This window comes from Citrobacter sp. Cu233, from assembly GCF_030332225.1.
GTDB lineage: Bacteria > Pseudomonadota > Gammaproteobacteria > Enterobacterales > Enterobacteriaceae > Citrobacter.
In genome coordinates this window covers 224,565-242,280 of sequence record NZ_JAOWIF010000033.1, presented here as the reverse complement: position 1 = coordinate 242,280, position 17,716 = coordinate 224,565, and the positions used below count along the sequence as shown (strand labels likewise).

18 protein-coding genes are annotated in these 17,716 nt (G+C 54.5%); 13 read left to right on the top strand and 5 right to left on the bottom strand.

Translation table 11 applies throughout. The features are described 5' to 3' along the window. Positions 1–4: 4 nt before the first annotated feature. Both glnE and OGX95_RS11300 read right to left on the bottom strand, forming a co-directional pair. Positions 5–2,845: a bifunctional [glutamate--ammonia ligase]-adenylyl-L-tyrosine phosphorylase/[glutamate--ammonia-ligase] adenylyltransferase gene (glnE, locus tag OGX95_RS11305; RefSeq protein ID WP_286629475.1), complete on the bottom strand. Its 2,841-nt coding sequence runs from the start codon at positions 2,843–2,845 to the stop codon at positions 5–7. Positions 2,846–2,928: 83 nt separating this feature from the next. Continuing rightward, positions 2,929–4,230, bottom strand: coding sequence for a CYTH domain-containing protein (locus OGX95_RS11300; RefSeq protein ID WP_286629474.1), 1,302 nt, complete (start codon positions 4,228–4,230; stop codon positions 2,929–2,931). A gap of 241 nt (positions 4,231–4,471) precedes the next feature. Here OGX95_RS11300 and OGX95_RS11295 point away from each other — a divergent pair, with 241 nt between their 5' ends. Beyond that, a complete protein-coding gene (locus OGX95_RS11295) occupies positions 4,472–5,092 on the top strand; it encodes a TIGR04211 family SH3 domain-containing protein (RefSeq protein ID WP_048213254.1) in 621 nt (206 codons plus the stop codon). A 62-nt stretch (positions 5,093–5,154) separates the two neighbouring features. Next, positions 5,155–6,390: a multifunctional CCA addition/repair protein gene (locus tag OGX95_RS11290; protein WP_286629473.1), complete on the top strand. Its 1,236-nt coding sequence runs from the start codon at positions 5,155–5,157 to the stop codon at positions 6,388–6,390. A 54-nt stretch (positions 6,391–6,444) separates the two neighbouring features. Here OGX95_RS11290 and bacA read toward each other — a convergent pair whose 3' ends face one another. Next, complete coding sequence (gene bacA / locus OGX95_RS11285; protein ID WP_286629472.1) at positions 6,445–7,263, bottom strand: undecaprenyl-diphosphate phosphatase; 819 nt, start codon at positions 7,261–7,263, stop codon at positions 6,445–6,447. Positions 7,264–7,353: 90 nt separating this feature from the next. Next, positions 7,354–7,722 (bottom strand): bifunctional dihydroneopterin aldolase/7,8-dihydroneopterin epimerase, encoded by a 369-nt coding sequence (folB, locus tag OGX95_RS11280; RefSeq protein ID WP_038633959.1) that lies wholly within the window; start codon positions 7,720–7,722, stop codon positions 7,354–7,356. Positions 7,723–7,828: 106 nt separating this feature from the next. Here folB and plsY point away from each other — a divergent pair, with 106 nt between their 5' ends. Further along, positions 7,829–8,446, top strand: a complete 618-nt coding sequence (gene plsY / locus OGX95_RS11275; protein ID WP_286629471.1) for a glycerol-3-phosphate 1-O-acyltransferase PlsY — start codon at positions 7,829–7,831, stop codon at positions 8,444–8,446. A 31-nt stretch (positions 8,447–8,477) separates the two neighbouring features. Here plsY and ttdR read toward each other — a convergent pair whose 3' ends face one another. After that, complete coding sequence (gene ttdR / locus OGX95_RS11270) at positions 8,478–9,419, bottom strand: L-tartrate utilization transcriptional activator TtdR (protein ID WP_286629470.1); 942 nt, start codon at positions 9,417–9,419, stop codon at positions 8,478–8,480. Between the two features lie 210 nt (positions 9,420–9,629). On the opposite strand from ttdR, the gene ttdA reads away from it, so the two are divergent. The 10 genes from ttdA to ureG all read left to right on the top strand — a co-directional run bounded on the left by ttdA (position 9,630) and on the right by ureG (position 17,708). Continuing rightward, entirely contained in the window at positions 9,630–10,541 is a 912-nt protein-coding gene (gene ttdA, locus OGX95_RS11265) for a L(+)-tartrate dehydratase subunit alpha (protein WP_286629725.1), read from the top strand. After that, positions 10,538–11,143 carry a L(+)-tartrate dehydratase subunit beta gene (gene ttdB / locus OGX95_RS11260; RefSeq protein WP_137382541.1) on the top strand — a complete coding sequence of 202 codons (606 nt, stop codon included), beginning with the start codon at positions 10,538–10,540 and terminating at the stop codon, positions 11,141–11,143. Before ttdA ends, ttdB begins: the two co-directional genes overlap by 4 nt. A 49-nt stretch (positions 11,144–11,192) precedes the next feature. Further along, complete coding sequence (locus OGX95_RS11255) at positions 11,193–12,656, top strand: anion permease (protein WP_286629469.1); 1,464 nt, start codon at positions 11,193–11,195, stop codon at positions 12,654–12,656. 122 nt (positions 12,657–12,778) lie between these two features. Then, positions 12,779–13,603 carry an urease accessory protein UreD gene (locus OGX95_RS11250; RefSeq protein ID WP_286629724.1) on the top strand — a complete coding sequence of 275 codons (825 nt, stop codon included), beginning with the start codon at positions 12,779–12,781 and terminating at the stop codon, positions 13,601–13,603. A 10-nt stretch (positions 13,604–13,613) separates the two neighbouring features. Then, positions 13,614–13,916 carry an urease subunit gamma gene (locus OGX95_RS11245; protein WP_137382538.1) on the top strand — a complete coding sequence of 101 codons (303 nt, stop codon included), beginning with the start codon at positions 13,614–13,616 and terminating at the stop codon, positions 13,914–13,916. Between the two features lie 9 nt (positions 13,917–13,925). Continuing rightward, complete coding sequence (locus OGX95_RS11240; protein WP_286629468.1) at positions 13,926–14,246, top strand: urease subunit beta; 321 nt, start codon at positions 13,926–13,928, stop codon at positions 14,244–14,246. After that, on the top strand, positions 14,239–15,942 hold the full coding sequence (gene ureC / locus OGX95_RS11235; RefSeq protein ID WP_286629467.1) for an urease subunit alpha: 1,704 nt from the start codon (positions 14,239–14,241) through the stop codon (positions 15,940–15,942). The genes OGX95_RS11240 and ureC overlap by 8 nt, the downstream gene beginning before the upstream one ends. A 9-nt stretch (positions 15,943–15,951) precedes the next feature. Then, positions 15,952–16,410: an urease accessory protein UreE gene (gene ureE, locus OGX95_RS11230; RefSeq protein WP_286629723.1), complete on the top strand. Its 459-nt coding sequence runs from the start codon at positions 15,952–15,954 to the stop codon at positions 16,408–16,410. Next, positions 16,410–17,081 carry an urease accessory protein UreF gene (locus OGX95_RS11225; RefSeq protein ID WP_286629466.1) on the top strand — a complete coding sequence of 224 codons (672 nt, stop codon included), beginning with the start codon at positions 16,410–16,412 and terminating at the stop codon, positions 17,079–17,081. Before ureE ends, OGX95_RS11225 begins: the two co-directional genes overlap by 1 nt. 9 nt (positions 17,082–17,090) lie before the next feature. Further along, positions 17,091–17,708 (top strand): urease accessory protein UreG, encoded by a 618-nt coding sequence (gene ureG / locus OGX95_RS11220; protein ID WP_286629465.1) that lies wholly within the window; start codon positions 17,091–17,093, stop codon positions 17,706–17,708. Positions 17,709–17,716: the final 8 nt, after the last annotated feature.

Sequence of the window (17,716 nt, the reverse complement as noted above, 5' to 3'; positions counted from 1 at the left end):
TACTTCACTCGGCAACCAGCCACTTCTGCCAGCTGTCACGCACCAGCGTACGTTCAGCACTGAAGCTCTCCGGCGCGACATGGCCCGGAAGTTCCTGCAGGGCAAGATGGTGAAGTTCATCGCGCAGCGTTGTGTAAGCGCGGGTAAGCGCCAGCGCTTCCTGTTCGTCCATAATGTCGTTTTGCGCCAGTAATTCCAGAATGCGCACGTTATCCGACCAGCGCGTCAGCCTGGGTTTTTCGTGGGCATAGCGCAGCACCAGGTATTGCGTAATAAACTCAATGTCGGTGATACCACCTTCATCTGCTTTGATATCAAAACGATCGCGATGTTTATTGCCTAAATGGCTGCGCATTTTCTCACGCATTTCACGCACGTCTGTCTGCAACGTTTTTCCATCACGGGCGAGCGTCATGATATCGCGCCGCACCCTATCAAACTGAGAGGTTAGTTGCGGGTCGCCGTACACCACACGAGCCCGCACCAGCGCCTGATGCTCCCACGTCCAGGCTTCGTTACGTTGGTAGTCAGCAAAAGCTTCTGTTGAGGTCACCAGCATTCCCGCCGCACCGGACGGACGCAGCCGTGCATCCACTTCATACAAAATGCCAGATGAGGTGCGGGTACTGAAAAGATGCATAATGCGCTGCGACAGGCGCAGATAGAACTGCCGCCCGTCAATCTCACGTTCGCCGTCAGTCATCACATCCATCGGGCAATCATGCAGGAAGATCAAGTCGAGATCGGAGCTATAACCCAGCTCCCAACCGCCCAGTTTGCCGTAGCCAACAACGGCAAAACCGCGGCCTTCACGATCGCCAAGATGCGTTGGTTGCCCGTAGCGGGCGACCATTTGCGTCCATGCCTGCTGAACTACGGCATCAATAATGGCTTCCGCCAGCCAGGTCAGGTGATCGCTCACCTTCATGACGGGCAGCGTCCCGGCGATATCAGCCGCCGCAATACGCAGCAACTGCGTTTGCTTAAACTGACGCAGCGCTTCCAGTTGCTGCTCTTCATCATCTTCCGGTACCCGCAGCAAATACTGACGTAGCTCATCGCGATAGGCGTCAGTCGCCGTGGGTTGGTACAACGTGTTAGGATCCAGCAGTTCATCGAGCAACAGCGGATAGCGTGCCAGTTGGCTGGCCACCATGGGTGAAGCAGCGCACAGCGAAATCAGGTGTTTAAGCGCCCCTGGGAATTCGCTCAGCAGTTCCAGATAAGTCGTGCGAGTGACAATACCCACCAGCAGCGGAGTAATACGCGACAGCGGCACGGAAGCATCATCGCGGGAACAGACATCGCTCAGCAGATGCGGCATCAAATGATCCAGCACCTGACGCCCCCGCGGGCCTATCGTGCGCTTATCCAGCTCTTTGCGGAAATCGGCGATCAGCGTCAGCACACGGCGGCGATCGTCATCCGCCAGATGCATCAGCACTGGCGTAGTATCATCTTCCTGCAACGCATCCTGCCACAGCTCGCGCCACTGTTCCGACAGCGACTCTTCCTGGGTTTCGCTGTCGTCATCGCCAATCAACTCATTAAACACCCGACGCACATTACTCATGTGTGCCGCCAGCACATCGGTCAGTTGCTGCCAGTCATTGACACGCATCCCCCACGCCAGTCTTGCCCGGTTCAGCTCATCGCCCGGCAGCGTTTGGGTCTGTTCGTCATTGATACTCTGCAGCAGATTTTCCAGGCGGCGTAAATAGAGATAGGCCGTCCGCAATTGTTCCGTATCGGTATCAGACAGCAAATGCAGCGCATTGATGGCGCTTAGTGTCGGTAAAAGCGAACGGGATTGCAGAGAAGGCTCACGCCCGCCGCGGATCAGTTGGAATACCTGAACGATAAATTCAATTTCACGAATACCGCCCGCACCCAGCTTAATGTTGTCCTTCAGACCGCGACGGCGAACTTCACGGGCAATCATTCCTTTCATGTTACGCAGGGACTGGATCACACTGAAATCGATGTAGCGACGGAAGACAAACGGTCGTAGCATGGCGCGAAGCTCGCTGACATAAGTACCGTCGACATCGCCCATAATACGTGCTTTTACCATTGCATAGCGTTCCCAGTCGCGCCCTTGCTCCTGGTAATAATCCTCCAGCGCGGAGAAGCTCAGCACCAACGGACCGCTGTCGCCAAACGGACGTAAGCGCATGTCTACCCGATAAACAAACCCATCCATTGTTGGCTGATCCAACACCTTGATGAGCCGCTGCCCCATACGGGTAAAGAACTGCGCGTTATCCAGTTCACGCCGTCCACCCTGTGTAGAGCCATGTTCCGGCCAGGCGAAAATCAGATCGATATCGGAAGAAAAATTCAGCTCGCCGCCGCCGAGTTTTCCCATCCCTAAAATCAGCAGCGGTTGTGGGGTGCCATCCTGATTACAGGGCGTTCCCCACTCACGGCAACAGGCGTCATACAGCCAATCACGTGCGGCAATGATCAGCGTCTCCGCCAGGTGACTTAGCTGTTGCAAAATACTCTCTTCAGCCACCAGCGACAGTGTCTGCGCCCAGGCAATGCGCACCATAATGCGACGGCGGAACAGGCGAAGTTCACGCATCAACATCGCTTCATCACTGACGTCGTTCAACGCTTGCTGTAACCAGGTGACATAGTGTTGCCATTCATCAGCCTGTGGCGCGGCGCTTTCCAGCTCCACCAGCCACTCAGGATGGGCAATCACACTGTCGCGAACAAAATCACTGAATGTAAGCACTGACTTCGCTTGCACACTAAGTGAAGACTCAGATATTGCTGCTGGCAGCCGCTCAACAACGGTCGGCCAGTACTGCTGTAATGGTGAAGAGAGCTGCTTCATCTACGGGTTATCCTTTGAATGGTGCTGGATGGCGGCGCATCGCCTTATCCGGCTTACACACTGTTCTGTCCCCAGAGGCCTGATTATCGTTTTCCGCTATGCAGCCAGAACGGTTCCTGAGAGATAGCTTCGTTACGGAAGTGTTCAATTTCAATATGTTGGCGGGTTTCGATGGCATGACGCAGCCCCTGCCAGTTGGCAATCCATTCCGATGCGACATTCTCATCGTAGTAACCAGCCAGCATCAGAATGCTATCGATATTGCGATTCAGGCGTGGGATCTGGTCAGCATACTGATCGCCTAACGGTTGACCAAACGTCGTTCTCAGTTCAGCAGCATGGCGTGAGAGATGGGTATCGGAAAAGCGTTTAAAAGAGTCGGCAATTTTTCCCTGCGCCTTCGCATCCAGGAACGGTTGCCACGCTTTGGTCACCAGCCATTCAGTAAGCGCCAGTTTTGCCATCGCCGTTTGCGTGTTGTAAACCGCCGAGACAGCAGAAACCTCTGAGGCAATGGTGGCTTCCGACTGCGTCAGCAAATCACGTAAGTGAGCGCTCGCTTTACGCGGGACATTACCGCCAAACAGCATCAGAATATGACGAACCAACCCCATTGCCGCCAGCACCTCGGCTTTCGCCCCTTTAACACCACGTACCCACAACTCTTCATGGTATTGCCATTGCGATAATGCCAGTTCCAGCGCCGCTTCCAGTCCTTGCTCAATGCTCGCTTTCGCAGGGACTTTCAGAATGCCCGTCTGTTTGATTTCACGCGGCGCGTTCCCCTGTGCCAGATGATAACCACGAGCCGCCTTGCTCAGACTGCCCTGGCGTAAACCGGTTTGTGACACCAGCTGACTTGCCAGCTTCAGTACCGCACGGGTATCGCCGCTCAACAACTCAAGTTCAAGCTCGCAGATGGGTTCTGCACACTCGCTGGCCTTCACTTCCCCCAGATCGAGAGCGATTTCAATCCGGCTGCCGTCGACATCAACCACCCATTTCTCGCGGTAAAAATCGGTGCTGAACAACGGTTGCACCTGAGAGGCAAGATCGGCTGGCCGTTCACCATTGGGCCAAACCTCAGCAGGAAACTGGGTGAGATCCAGTTCCGGCGCGCTCAAGGCGACATTATATTCTGGTCGTTGATGCAGACCGCCCGTTACCCGTCCGGCAATTTTCATGGTCATTTCATAACGACCGTTCTCACCGCGAATACGCAGCCCCATATCATGGCCTCGCAACCAGGCATCCGGGGTTTCGTAGTAAATATTCAGCAACTGGCTGGGGGCGTGATGCTCTCCCCCCAATGTATTCAGACGTTCACGTAGCGCATCTACAGCATCACTATTGACGATAAACTTTAATTCGATTTCCTGGGCCATGTTCTTGTACTTATGGGTTATGTCACAGTTGAGTAAACAGACTGCGAACTAAGTGCATTCTTGATTGTCAGTAGATAGTATTTTGCGCCAAATTGCCATGCAACGAGCAATTTGACGGGCGTAAAAGTTTCGAGTGGTGGCAAAAAGGACACAGATGATTCCGATTGATGTCGAATGCTTTGCGTAGAGACACTGATGCCACTACTATCGTTCCACTTTCTATGACAATAACGACAGCCTGATGCCAAAATTACGCCTGATTGGATTAACTTTACTCGCACTTAGCGCCACTGCAGTCTCTCATGCCGAAGAGAAGCGCTATGTCTCTGATGAACTGAACACCTGGGTCCGCAGCGGTCCGGGAGATAATTATCGCCTCGTGGGCACGGTTAACGCCGGCGAGGAAGTAACGCTTTTACAGACTGACGCCAACACCAACTACGCCCAGGTGAAAGACAGCACTGGACGTACCGCGTGGATCCCACTTAAAGAGCTGAACAGTACGCCAAGCCTGCGTACCCGTGTACCCGACCTGGAAAACCAGGTTAAGACACTGACCGATAAGCTCAATAATATCGATACCACCTGGAATCAACGCACCGCCGATATGCAGCAAAAAGTATCGCAAAGCGACAGCGTGATCGACGGGTTGAAGGAAGAAAACCAGAAGCTGAAGAACGAGCTTATTGTGGCGCAAAAGAAAGTCAGCGCCGCTAACCTGCAGCTTGATGACAAGCAACGTACTATCATCATGCAATGGTTCATGTATGGCGGCGGCGTGCTCGGACTCGGCCTGCTTCTCGGTCTGGTTCTGCCACACATGATCCCGAGCCGGAAGCGCAAAGATCGCTGGATGAACTGAATCGCCTTCTCTGTCACACTGACATATGATTAAGGAATACTGTTTTTCAAAAGGAAAGTGGCGTGAAGATTTATCTGGTCGGTGGTGCTGTTCGGGATGCGTTATTAGGGCTACCGATTAAAGATAAAGATTGGGTCGTTGTCGGCGCCACGCCGCAGGAGATGCTTGACGCGGGCTATCAGCAGGTCGGTCGCGATTTCCCCGTGTTTCTCCACCCACGCACCCGGGAAGAGTATGCGCTGGCGCGCACCGAACGAAAATCGGGCTCAGGTTACACTGGATTCACCTGTTATGCCGCGCCGGACGTTTCGCTGGAAGCCGATCTACAGCGCCGGGATCTGACGATCAACGCGTTGGCCCGTGACGACGACGGAGAGATTATCGATCCGTATAACGGTCGTGGCGATCTGGAAAATCGTTTGTTGCGTCATGTATCCCCTGCTTTTAGTGAAGATCCGCTGCGCGTCCTGCGCGTGGCGCGTTTTGCTGCCCGCTATGCACACCTTGGCTTTCGTGTTGCTGATGAAACCATGATGCTGATGCGCAACATGGCCGCCACTGGAGAGCTGGAACACCTGACACCAGAACGCGTGTGGAAAGAGACAGAAAGCGCCTTAACCACCCGTAATCCGCAGGTATTTTTCCAGGTCCTGCGCGATTGCGATGCCCTGTGCGTGCTGTTCCCGGAAGTAGATGCTCTGTTTGGCGTTCCAGCCCCCGCACAATGGCATCCGGAAATCGACACCGGCATTCACACGCTGATGACGCTGTCGATGGCGGCCATGTTAAGCCCGGAGATCGACGTGCGTTTCGCCACGCTGTGTCACGATCTCGGTAAAGCATTGACACCCAAAGCACTCTGGCCGCGCCACCATGGTCACGGCCCGGCAGGCGTTAAGCTGGTAGAACAACTGTGCCAACGCATGCGCGTGCCTAATGACATCCGCGACTTAGCCAAACTGGTAGCCGAATTTCACGATCTGATTCACACCTTCCCGCTCCTGCAGCCCAAAACCATCGTGAAGCTGTTTGATTCCATTGATGCCTGGCGTAAACCACAACGTGTGGAACAAATCGCCCTGACCAGCGAGGCCGACGTACGTGGTCGAACGGGTTTTGAAGCAGCAGATTATCCGCAGGGCAGATTGCTGCGCGAAGCCTGGCAGGTTGCACAAGCGGTACCCACAAAAGAGGTTGTCGAGGCTGGTTTTAAAGGACCGGCAATTCGCGAGGAACTGACCCGACGTCGCATTGCAGCAGTGGCCAGTTGGAAGGAGCAGCGTTGCCCGAAAGCATAGACAATGCGTTGCCGGATAAGGCGGAACGCCGCCATCCGGCACCACAGTAAGTAATCAGAAGAACACGACGTAAACCGCGGCAGCAACAATAAAGCGGTAAATCGCAAAGGGAATAAACGAGATCCGTTTAATCAATTGCAGGAAGGTTTTGATCGCTACCAGCGCCACGATAAACGCCGTCACGAAACCGACGGCAAACATCGGGATATCTGATGCGCTGAGAAACGACCAGCTCTTGTAGAGATCCAGCGCCGTCGCGCCCATCATCATCGGTACCGCCAGCAGGAATGAGAATTCAGATGCCGCATAGCGGCTCACCCCCATCAGCATACCGCCGGAAATGGTCGCCCCGGAGCGTGAAAAACCCGGCCACAACGCCAGACACTGGAAGCAACCAATCATAAACGCCTGGCGGTAAGTCATATCATCCAGCCCCGGCGCACGCGGCTCTTTTGGTTTCAGGCATTCTGCGGCAATCAGCAGCACGCCCCCCACCACCAGCGCATACATCACGTTGACCGGGTTAAACAGTGACTTGATAGTATCGTGAAAAATCAATCCCAGTACCACCGCCGGGATCATCCCTAACAGGATATGCCCGAGGGTCAGTCGCCCTTTACCAGAGCCTTCATGCGGGGTCTTACCAAAGTGAATGCCAATTAAACCAAACAGACGTCGCCAGAACATCACCACGACCGCCAGAATGGAACCCAGTTGGATCACGACTTCAAACGTTTTTGCGGTATCGCCCTCAAAACCTAACAGGTGGCCAACAATTATCATATGGCCGGTACTGGAAACGGGTAGGAACTCCGTCAGCCCTTCGACCACACCCAAAATTGCCGCTACCAGCAGCGAGTGCATATCACTCATCAATAAACCCCTAACGAAAGAGAAAAAGCACGGCAAAAAAGAGCCGACGTCAGGACTCTTTTATACCTGTTTGGTTTAAATATTATTAAGTTAATTATTTTCTTTCAGATTATTGCCACGCTCGATGATAACGCCGACGTTTGCCGCCCTGGCTACCGCCCCAGGCTTGCTGAGCTTGATGCGTACCCACGGGGAATTAAAGCGGCTAAGCAGGAGATCCGCCACCTCTTCCGCCACACGTTCAACCAGCGCAAAACGCCCACCTTCCACATGATTAACAACTGTTTGAGCAATATCAGCATAGCTCAGGCAATCAGCGACATCATCACTTTTGGCAGATTTACGGTTATCCCATGCCATTTCGATATCGAACACCAGTTTTTGTTCGATAGTTTGTTCCCAGTCATAAACACCGATAGTGGTGATTACTGAAAGTTGCTCTATAAATACAATATCCATCACGACCTGCCTGCTTTTTGGCTAACCCGGATACCACTTCCGGCGAAATATGCGTATTATCCACAGAAGTAGCGTTTTACACGACATTTTCAAAACGGAACAGCTTATGAGTGCAATCGCGCCTGGAATGATCATCTTCGCGTACCTCTGCGGCTCAATTTCCAGTGCCATTCTGGTATGCCGCCTCGCTGGATTGCCGGACCCGCGTGCAAGCGGCTCTGGGAATCCGGGCGCGACAAACGTGCTGCGAATTGGAGGCAAAGGGGCCGCCGTCGCCGTGCTGATTTTCGACGTCCTGAAAGGTATGTTACCCGTCTGGGGGGCATACGCGCTAGGCGTCAGCCCCTTCTGGTTGGGATTGATCGCTATCGCAGCCTGCCTGGGGCATATTTGGCCGATATTTTTCGGTTTTAAAGGTGGAAAAGGCGTAGCCACCGCCTTTGGCGCGATTGCGCCGATTGGCTGGGATCTTACTGGCGTAATGGCCGGTACCTGGCTGCTAACCGTCCTGCTGAGCGGCTATTCATCATTAGGCGCTATCGTCAGCGCGCTGATTGCGCCGTTCTACGTCTGGTGGTTCAACCCTCAGTTCACCTTCCCGGTCTCCATGCTGTCATGCTTAATTCTGCTGCGTCACCATGACAACATCCAGCGTCTGTGGCGTCGTCAGGAGACAAAAATCTGGACCAAGCTAAAGAAAAAGCGCGAAAAAGACCCTGAGTGATTTTCTTGCCGGATGGCGACGCTAGCGCGTCTTATCCGGCTTGTGGAATCTGATACCCCTCAACAGGCTTCCCCAATCTGTGCTGACACCACGTTGCCAGAAACTCCACGCACACGCGTAACTTAACGCTGCGATACAGCGGCTCCTTATAAACCGCCCAAATGTTGGCGCTCTGCGCGTAGTCTGGCAGTACGCGAACCAGCTCGCCGCTGCGCAGAAACGGCTGCACATCCCATTCGGAGCGTAACATAATCCCCTTTCCTTGCAGCGCCCACTGCAGCACTATCTCACCGCTGTTGGACGAGAGGTGCCCTGCTACCTTAACCGTTTTTTTCTCCTGACCATTGTCGAGCTCCCATACCCCGTGGGTCATATCGCGCTCTTTCGTTACCAGGCAATCGTGATGGCTTAATTCCTGTAACGTCATCGGCAGGCCATATTTTTGTAAATATATCGGTGCGGCACACAATATTCTTTTGTTTTTCGTTAACAAATGCGCAATATAATAATCAGGAATATCATCATTAATCCGAATATCCAGATCGATATTATCCTGAGCTAAATCAATTTGCCGATCGTAAAGCTCAAAATGCACCTGTAATTCAGGATAGCTGTGCATCAATTCGGTAATAGCAGGAGCAATATAACTACGCCCAAATCCAAAGCTACAGCCGATACGAATCATCCCTTCCGGACGCGTTTTGATTTGTGTGACATCATCCACCAGATGCTGATAACGGGCAAGGATCTCCAGCGCATGTTCATAACAGCGTTGCCCGCTTTCCGTTAATACCACGCCGCGTGCAGAGCGGCTAAGCAGTGTCGTGCTCAGCGTAGATTCGAGGATCTGAATGCGTTTTGTCACAAACGCAGGCGTTTGTCCAAGCGTCGCGGCGGCTGCGCTAAAGCTGCCACTATGAACAATCTCAACCAGCACCTGCAGGTCTTTCGCCAGGGGATAAGTGTTCAGCATGTTCAGTATATCCGTGATGTTGTTAACCGCAGTGTAATTCTCTGATACGAATTAAACCCTGCCCTTGCGCAATTTTTATTGCCTTATCTGGACATCATTCACGAACTGTTAATTGGATATTCACAGTGGCAAATAATATAAAGCCACATTTTTAGTGGTAGTTTGTGCCGGAGAATTTATTTCCAGATAAATAAAAGAACTGGAGTTAGCATAATGAGCAAGCAAAATAACCAAAATGCGATAAACACGCTGACTAGCATTGTCGCGAATTTTACCGCCATGATTTCTACCCGCATGCCCGACGACGTCGTAGATAAATTAAAACAGCTACGCGAAGGTGAAACGTCACCAATGGGTAAAATCATTTACCACACCATGTTTGACAACATGCAGAAGGCTATCGACCTGAACCGCCCGGCCTGTCAGGACACCGGCGAAATCATGTTCTTTGTCAAGGTCGGCTCCCGCTTTCCGCTGCTGGGCGAACTGCAAAGCATTTTGAAACAAGCCGTTGAGGACGCGACCGTCAAAGCGCCGCTACGTCATAACGCGGTCGAGATTTTTGACGAAGTGAATACCGGTAAAAATACCGGCACCGGTGTGCCATGGGTCACCTGGGATATCATCCCTGACGGCGACGATGCAGAAATCGAAGTCTACATGGCGGGCGGTGGCTGTACGCTACCGGGACGTTCCAAAGTGTTAATGCCTTCTGAAGGCTACGAAGGCGTAGTGAAATTTGTCTTCGAAAATATCTCAACGCTGGCGGTCAACGCCTGCCCGCCGGTACTGGTCGGTGTCGGTATTGCTACCTCGGTAGAAACCGCGGCCGTGCTGTCACGAAAAGCGGTACTGCGTCCTATCGGGTCACGTCACCCGAACCCGAAAGCGGCTGAACTGGAACTGCGCCTGGAAGAGGGGCTTAACCGTCTGGGCATTGGCCCGCAAGGGTTGACCGGGAATAGCTCCGTAATGGGCGTACATATCGAATCTGCCGCACGCCATCCCTCCACTATCGGCGTCGCCGTCTCTACAGGCTGCTGGGCGCACCGTCGCGGCACGCTGCTGGTTCATGCTGACCTCTCCTTCGAAAATCTGTCTCACACCCGGAGCGCGTTATGAAAAAGATCCTGACAACCCCGATCAAAGCCGAAGATCTGGAAGACATCCGCGTTGGCGATGTGATTTACCTGACCGGTACGCTGGTGACTTGTCGCGACGTGTGCCACCGCCGCCTGATCGAACTTAAGCGCCCGATACCGTATGACCTGAGCGGCAAAGCCATTTTCCATGCAGGTCCAATCGTACGTAAGAACGGTGAAAAATGGGAGATGGTTTCCGTTGGCCCAACCACCAGCATGCGTATGGAAGCCTTTGAGAAAGAGTTCATTGAGCAAACAGGTGTGAAACTGGTGGTAGGTAAAGGCGGTATGGGGCCGTTGACGGAAGAAGGCTGCAAACAGTTCAAAGCGCTGCACGTGATCTTCCCGGCAGGCTGTGCAGTCGTTGCGGCAACCCAGGTTGAAGAGATCGAAGAAGTGCACTGGACGGAGTTGGGCATGCCGGAATCTCTGTGGGTATGCCGGGTAAAAGAGTTCGGCCCGCTGATTGTCTCCATCGACACCCACGGCAATAACCTGATCGCTGAAAACAAAAAGTTGTTCGCTGAACGCCGGGATCCGATCGTGGAAGAAATCTGCGAGCACGTGCACTACATCAAATAACCCACCCGGAGGGGCGCTGTGCTCCTCCCCCTTTCGCAGGGATACAACAATGGCACCTTTAGCTGGTTGGTGGCGATACCTGGCTCCGCTGGTGGTTATCGCCATTATTGCTGTTCTGCCCGTTCCCACCGGTCTTGAGAGCCACACCTGGCTCTATTTTGCCGTCTTTACCGGCGTGATTGTGGGGCTCATTCTGGAACCTGTTCCGGGGGCGGTCGTCGCGATGATAGGTATTTCGATTATCGCTGTACTGTCGCCGTGGATCCTGTTTAGCCCTGAACAACTCGCGCAGGACGGTTTTAAATATACCGCCAAATCGCTGTCATGGGCGGTATCGGGTTTTTCTAACTCGGTTATCTGGCTGATCTTCGCTGCTTTTATGTTTGGCACCGGCTATGAGAAAACCGGACTTGGTCGACGTATCGCGCTGATGTTGGTGAAAAAGATGGGGCACCGTACGTTGTTTCTCGGCTACGCGGTGATGTTCTCTGAACTGATCCTTGCTCCTGTCACGCCCTCCAACTCTGCGCGTGGCGCCGGGATTATCTACCCGATCATCCGCAACCTGCCGCCGCTGTATAACTCACAGCCCAATGATCCCAGCGCCCGCTCCATCGGCTCTTACATTATGTGGATGGGGATTGTCGCTGATTGCGTTACCAGCGCTATTTTCTTAACGGCGATGGCACCAAACCTGCTGCTAATCGGTCTGATGAAAGGTGCATCTCACACGGCGCTAAGCTGGGGAGACTGGTTCTTAGGGATGCTGCCGCTGAGTATTTTGCTGGTGTTGATCGTGCCCTGGCTGGCATACGTGTTGTACCCGCCGGTACTGAAATCCGGCGACCAGGTACCGCGCTGGGCAGACACCGAGCTAAAAGCAATGGGACCGCTGTGCGCGCGTGAGAAAAAGATGCTGGTGCTGATGGTTGGCGCGCTGGTGCTGTGGATCTTCGGCGGTGACTATATCGATGCCGCGATGGTCGGTTACAGCGTGGTGGCACTAATGCTGGTGCTGCGCATCATCAGTTGGGATGACATCGTCAGTAATAAAGCCGCGTGGAACGTCTTTTTCTGGCTGGCCTCACTGATAACGCTCGCCACTGGACTCAATAACACCGGCTTTATCACCTGGTTTGGCAAGCTGCTGGCAAACGGGCTAAGCGGTTACTCGCCAATGATGGTGATGGTGGCACTGATCGTGGTGTTTTATCTGCTGCGCTACTTCTTTGCCAGCGCCACGGCATACACCTCGGCACTGGCGCCGATGATGATTGCCGCCGCTCTGGCGATGCCCGCTATCCCACTGCCAGTCTTCTGCCTGATGGTGGGGGCGGCGATTGGTCTGGGCAGCATTCTGACCCCCTATGCAACCGGCCCAAGCCCTATCTACTACGGTAGCGGCTATTTGCCAACGGTAGATTACTGGCGATTAGGTGCCATTTTTGGCCTGATCTTCCTCGTGCTGCTGGTGATAACCGGCCTGGTCTGGATGCCCCTCGTTTTACTGTAAACCCCACTGGGGCGGCGTATTGCCGCCCCTTTTTCCATAAGCTTCTCATATGACCCTTTTCCCACTGTGCTGAGGCATACTTTTTTGTACACAAATACCCTCATGCCGATAAGGGAAACGCTCTGGATACCGTTGCGCACGAGACACATACACGGGGCTGGCAGGCCGAACTGGATTTGCAGTTTACCCGCACCACACACAAAACGGTGCTTGCCTCGTCGCGTCATCACGGTCCGTTAACAGTCCAGCGCCCGTTTTACCCGGAAAACGACGTCTGTCATCTCTATTTACTTCATCCTCCCGGCGGCATTGTCGGCGGTGACGAGTTGCATATTTCCGTTTCACTCAACGAACACAGCCATGCCTTAATAACAATGCCCGGTGCGGGCAAGTTCTATCGTAGCCGTGGACCGCAGGCGCAGCTACGCCAGCATTTTACCCTCGCCCCACACGCCACACTGGAGTGGCTACCGCAGGACACGATCCTCTTTCCCGGCGCCAATGCCACTCTCCAGTCAGTCTTTCACCTGACACATGAAAGTCATCTGTTTGCCTGGGATCTCTTGTGTCTCGGACGACCGGTACTGCAGGAAACGTTCAGTCACGGCACGCTGCAGAACCGTCTGGAAGTATGGCGGGACGGACAACCGCTCCTGGTAGAACGCCTAAAGTTGCAAGGTGGAGACTTGAGCAGCATTGCCCGGCATCCCTGGGTCGGCACACTGCTGTGCTACCCGGCGAACGAAAATATGCTGGAAGGTGTACGCGAACGGCTTACACCACTGGGAAATTACGCCGGAGCCACGCTTAACGACGCGTTGCTTACGCTACGTTTTCTGGCAGATGACAACCTGGTCGTTCAGCGCGTGATGCGCGATATCTGGCAATTCCTACGCCCACTGCTTATGCAGAAATCTCCCGTACTCCCGCGAATCTGGCAAACCTAAGAGAGCCATTATGGAACTGACCCCCCGAGAAAAAGACAAGCTGTTGTTGTTTACCGCTGCGTTGGTGGCGGAGCGGCGCCTGGCCCGCGGGCTAAAGCTGAACTACCCGGAATCAGTGGCGTTGATTAGCGCTTTTATTATGGAAGGTGCGCGCGATGGCAAAACTGTTGCCTCACTGATGGAAGACGGTCGCCACGTTCTCACCCGCGATCAAGTGATGGAAGGCGTTCCGGAGATGATCCCGGATATTCAGGTAGAAGCCACGTTTCCGGACGGTTCTAAGCTGGTCACCGTCCATACCCCGATCGTTTAAGGAGCAGCAATGATCCCTGGTGAATATCAGATCTCAACGGGAACTATCGCGATCAATTCGGGCCGGACAACCCGCACGATCGTAGTGGAAAATCATGGCGACCGCCCCATCCAGGTGGGATCGCACTATCACTTTTACGAAGTCAATCCGGCGCTACATTTTAACCGTCAGTCCGCACGTGGTTTTCGCCTGAATATTGCTGCGGGTACCGCAGTACGTTTCGAACCCGGACAAAAGCGGGAAGTCGAACTGGTGCGTGTGGCCGGTGCACAGCGGATCGTGGGTTTTCGCGGTGAAGTCATGGGTGCACTGGAGGCAGACAATGAATGAACTGTCCCGGCAGGCTTACGTTGACATGTTTGGCCCGACAACCGGCGATAAAGTACGGCTGGCAGATACGGAATTGTGGATCGAAGTAGAAAAAGACTTCACCACCTACGGAGAAGAGGTCAAATTCGGCGGCGGAAAAGTGATCCGCGACGGTATGGGGCAGGGTCAAATGCGCACGCAAGCGTGTGTGGATCTGGTGATAACCAACGCGCTGATCGTCGATCACTGGGGGATCGTTAAAGCGGATATTGGCATCAAAAACGGCAGGATCTTCGCCATTGGCAAGGCAGGTAACCCGGATATTCAACCTGACGTCACGATCCCTGTCGGCGTTGGCACAGAAGCGATCGCCGGAGAAGGTAAGATCGTCACCGCTGGCGGTGTGGACACCCATATTCACTGGATCTGCCCGCAGCAGGCGCAAGAGGCTCTGGTCTCTGGCGTGACGACAATGATCGGCGGTGGCACGGGACCGGCAGCAGGAACCCATGCCACCACCTGTACGCCAGGCCCATGGTATATCGCCCGTATGCTCCAGGCGGCTGACGCGCTGCCGGTCAATATCGGTCTGTTGGGCAAGGGCAATGGTTCGAATCCCGACACGTTACGCGAACAAGTCGCTGCAGGGGCGATTGGCCTTAAGATCCACGAAGACTGGGGTGCCACCCCGGCGGCTATCGACTGCGCACTGACCGTCGCTGATGAAATGGACATTCAGGTCGCGCTGCACAGCGACACGCTGAATGAGTCTGGCTTCGTCGAAGATACGCTGGCGGCAATTGGCAATCGCACTATTCATACCTTCCACACCGAAGGGGCAGGTGGTGGCCATGCGCCGGACATCATCACCGCCTGCGCACACGCGAATATACTGCCCTCTTCTACCAACCCAACGCTGCCTTACACCGTCAACACCATCGACGAGCACCTCGATATGTTAATGGTCTGTCACCACCTCGACCCGGATATCGCCGAGGACGTAGCTTTTGCCGAATCGCGTATTCGTCGGGAAACGATCGCCGCCGAAGATGTGCTGCACGATATTGGCGCATTTTCCCTGACCTCATCGGATTCTCAGGCCATGGGACGCGTGGGAGAAGTGATCCTGCGTACCTGGCAAGTGGCGCACCGCATGAAGGTACAGCGCGGTCCGCTGGCGGAAGAAACCGGCGATAACGATAACCAACGCGTTAAACGCTATATCGCCAAATACACCATCAACCCGGCGCTGACCCACGGTATCGCCCACGAAGTCGGTTCCATTGAGGTTGGTAAACTGGCTGACCTGGTGCTGTGGTCACCGGCATTCTTTGGTGTAAAACCGGCAACGATCGTTAAGGGCGGGATGATTGCCTGTGCGCCGATGGGCGATATCAATGCCTCGATCCCGACTCCGCAGCCGGTGCATTACCGCATGATGTTTGGCGCGCTCGGCGCGGCGCGGCATCACAGTCGTCTGACATTTATCTCTCAGGCTGCTGATGCGCTAAACCTCCCGCTACAGCTCAATCTGCAAAGTGCCATCGCTGTCGTTAAGGGCTGCCGGACGGTGAAAAAAGCCGACATGATCCACAACAGCCTACAGCCCAATATCACCGTCGATGCCCAAACCTACGAGGTGCGTATTGATGGCGAACTTATCACCAGCGAACCGGCAGATGTGTTGCCGATGGCGCAACGCTATTTCCTGTTTTAAGGAGTGATGATGATCTATCTGACCCAACGCCTTAACCACGCCCATCCTGTCACTGCAAGCGTCACGCTACCCATTGATGTTCGGGTAAAAAGTCGCGCCAGAGTCGCGTTGAACGACGGCCGCGAAGCCGGGCTGATGCTACCGAGAGGCTTACTGTTGCGCGGCGGCGATCTGCTGACCAACGACGAAGGCAGCGAAGTCATCGAAGTCATCGCCGCGCCGGAGTCGGTTTCTGTCGTGCGCTGCGCCGATCCTTTCCTGCTCGCTAAAGCCTGTTATCACCTCGGCAACCGCCACGTTCCTCTGCAAATCCTGCCCGCTGAATTGCGCTACCACCACGATCATGTGCTGGACGATATGCTGCGCCAGTTCAACCTTGAGGTCACGTTCGCCCAGTTGCCGTTTGAACCGGAAGCTGGCGCTTATGCCAGCGAGTCACACGGCCATCATCACGGTCATGCGCACTGATGCATAGCACCCAACAGCTGCGCCTGATGCAGCTTGCCAGCAGCAGTTTACCGGTGGGAGCGTTTACCTGGTCCCAGGGGCTGGAGTGGGCGGTCGAGATCGGCTGGGTGACAGGCGTCGATGACTTCTCTGACTGGCAAATCCAGCAGATGGAGCACAATTTTTTTACCGTCGACATGCCGCTGCTGGCGAGATTGTATCGCGCCTGTGAGCAGGACGATCTCGCCGCCGCGCGCCGCTGGACTGCTTACCTGCTGGCCTGTCGGGAAACCCGCGAACTGCGGGATGAAGAACGCAGCCGGGGCATAGCCTTTACGCGCCTGGTCACCGACTGGGAGCCCGGTTGTTCCCCGCAATGGCGCGCGCTCTTTAGTGAAAGCCAGCTTTGCGGCATGGCCTGGCTGGGCGTGCGCTGGAAAATCCCACTGACAGAGCTGGCGTTAAGCTTCGGCTACAGCTGGATTGAAAGTGCGGTGATGGCCGGCGTCAAACTGGTCCCCTTTGGTCAGCAGGCGGCGCAGCGCTTGATTATCTCGCTTTGCGATCGCTATGCGCAGGGTCTGGCACAGGCACTGGCTTGCCCTGACATTTGTCTCGGCTCCTCTACGCCACTGGCCGCCATCGCCTCTGCCCGGCATGAAACGCAATATTCCCGACTATTCCGCTCCTGAGGAGAAAACATGAGTGCACACAAACACCCCCTGCGCGTGGGCGTAGGCGGCCCGGTGGGTTCCGGAAAAACCGCGCTACTGGAGGCATTATGCAAAGCCATGCGCAACACCTGGCAACTTGCCGTCGTGACCAACGATATCTACACCAAAGAAGATCAGCGCATTCTCACCGAGGCTGGCGCACTGGAGCCTGAACGGATTGTCGGCGTGGAAACCGGCGGCTGCCCACATACCGCAATCCGTGAAGATGCGTCAATGAACCTGGCGGCAGTTGAAGCGCTGAGCGACAAATTTGGTAATCTGGATCTGATCTTCGTGGAAAGTGGCGGCGATAACCTGAGTGCCACCTTTAGTCCGGAACTGGCCGACCTGACGATCTACGTGATCGACGTTGCCGAGGGCGAAAAGATCCCGCGCAAAGGTGGCCCTGGGATCACAAAATCTGATTTTCTGGTGATCAACAAAACCGATCTGGCACCCTACGTAGGTGCCTCGCTGGAGGTCATGGAACGCGATACCCTGCGCATGCGCGGCGAGCGGCCATGGACATTCAGCAACTTAAAATCCGGAGAGGGTCTGGAAACCATTATCGCGTTTCTGGAAGAGAAGGGGATGCTGCGGATGTAGCGTATTGC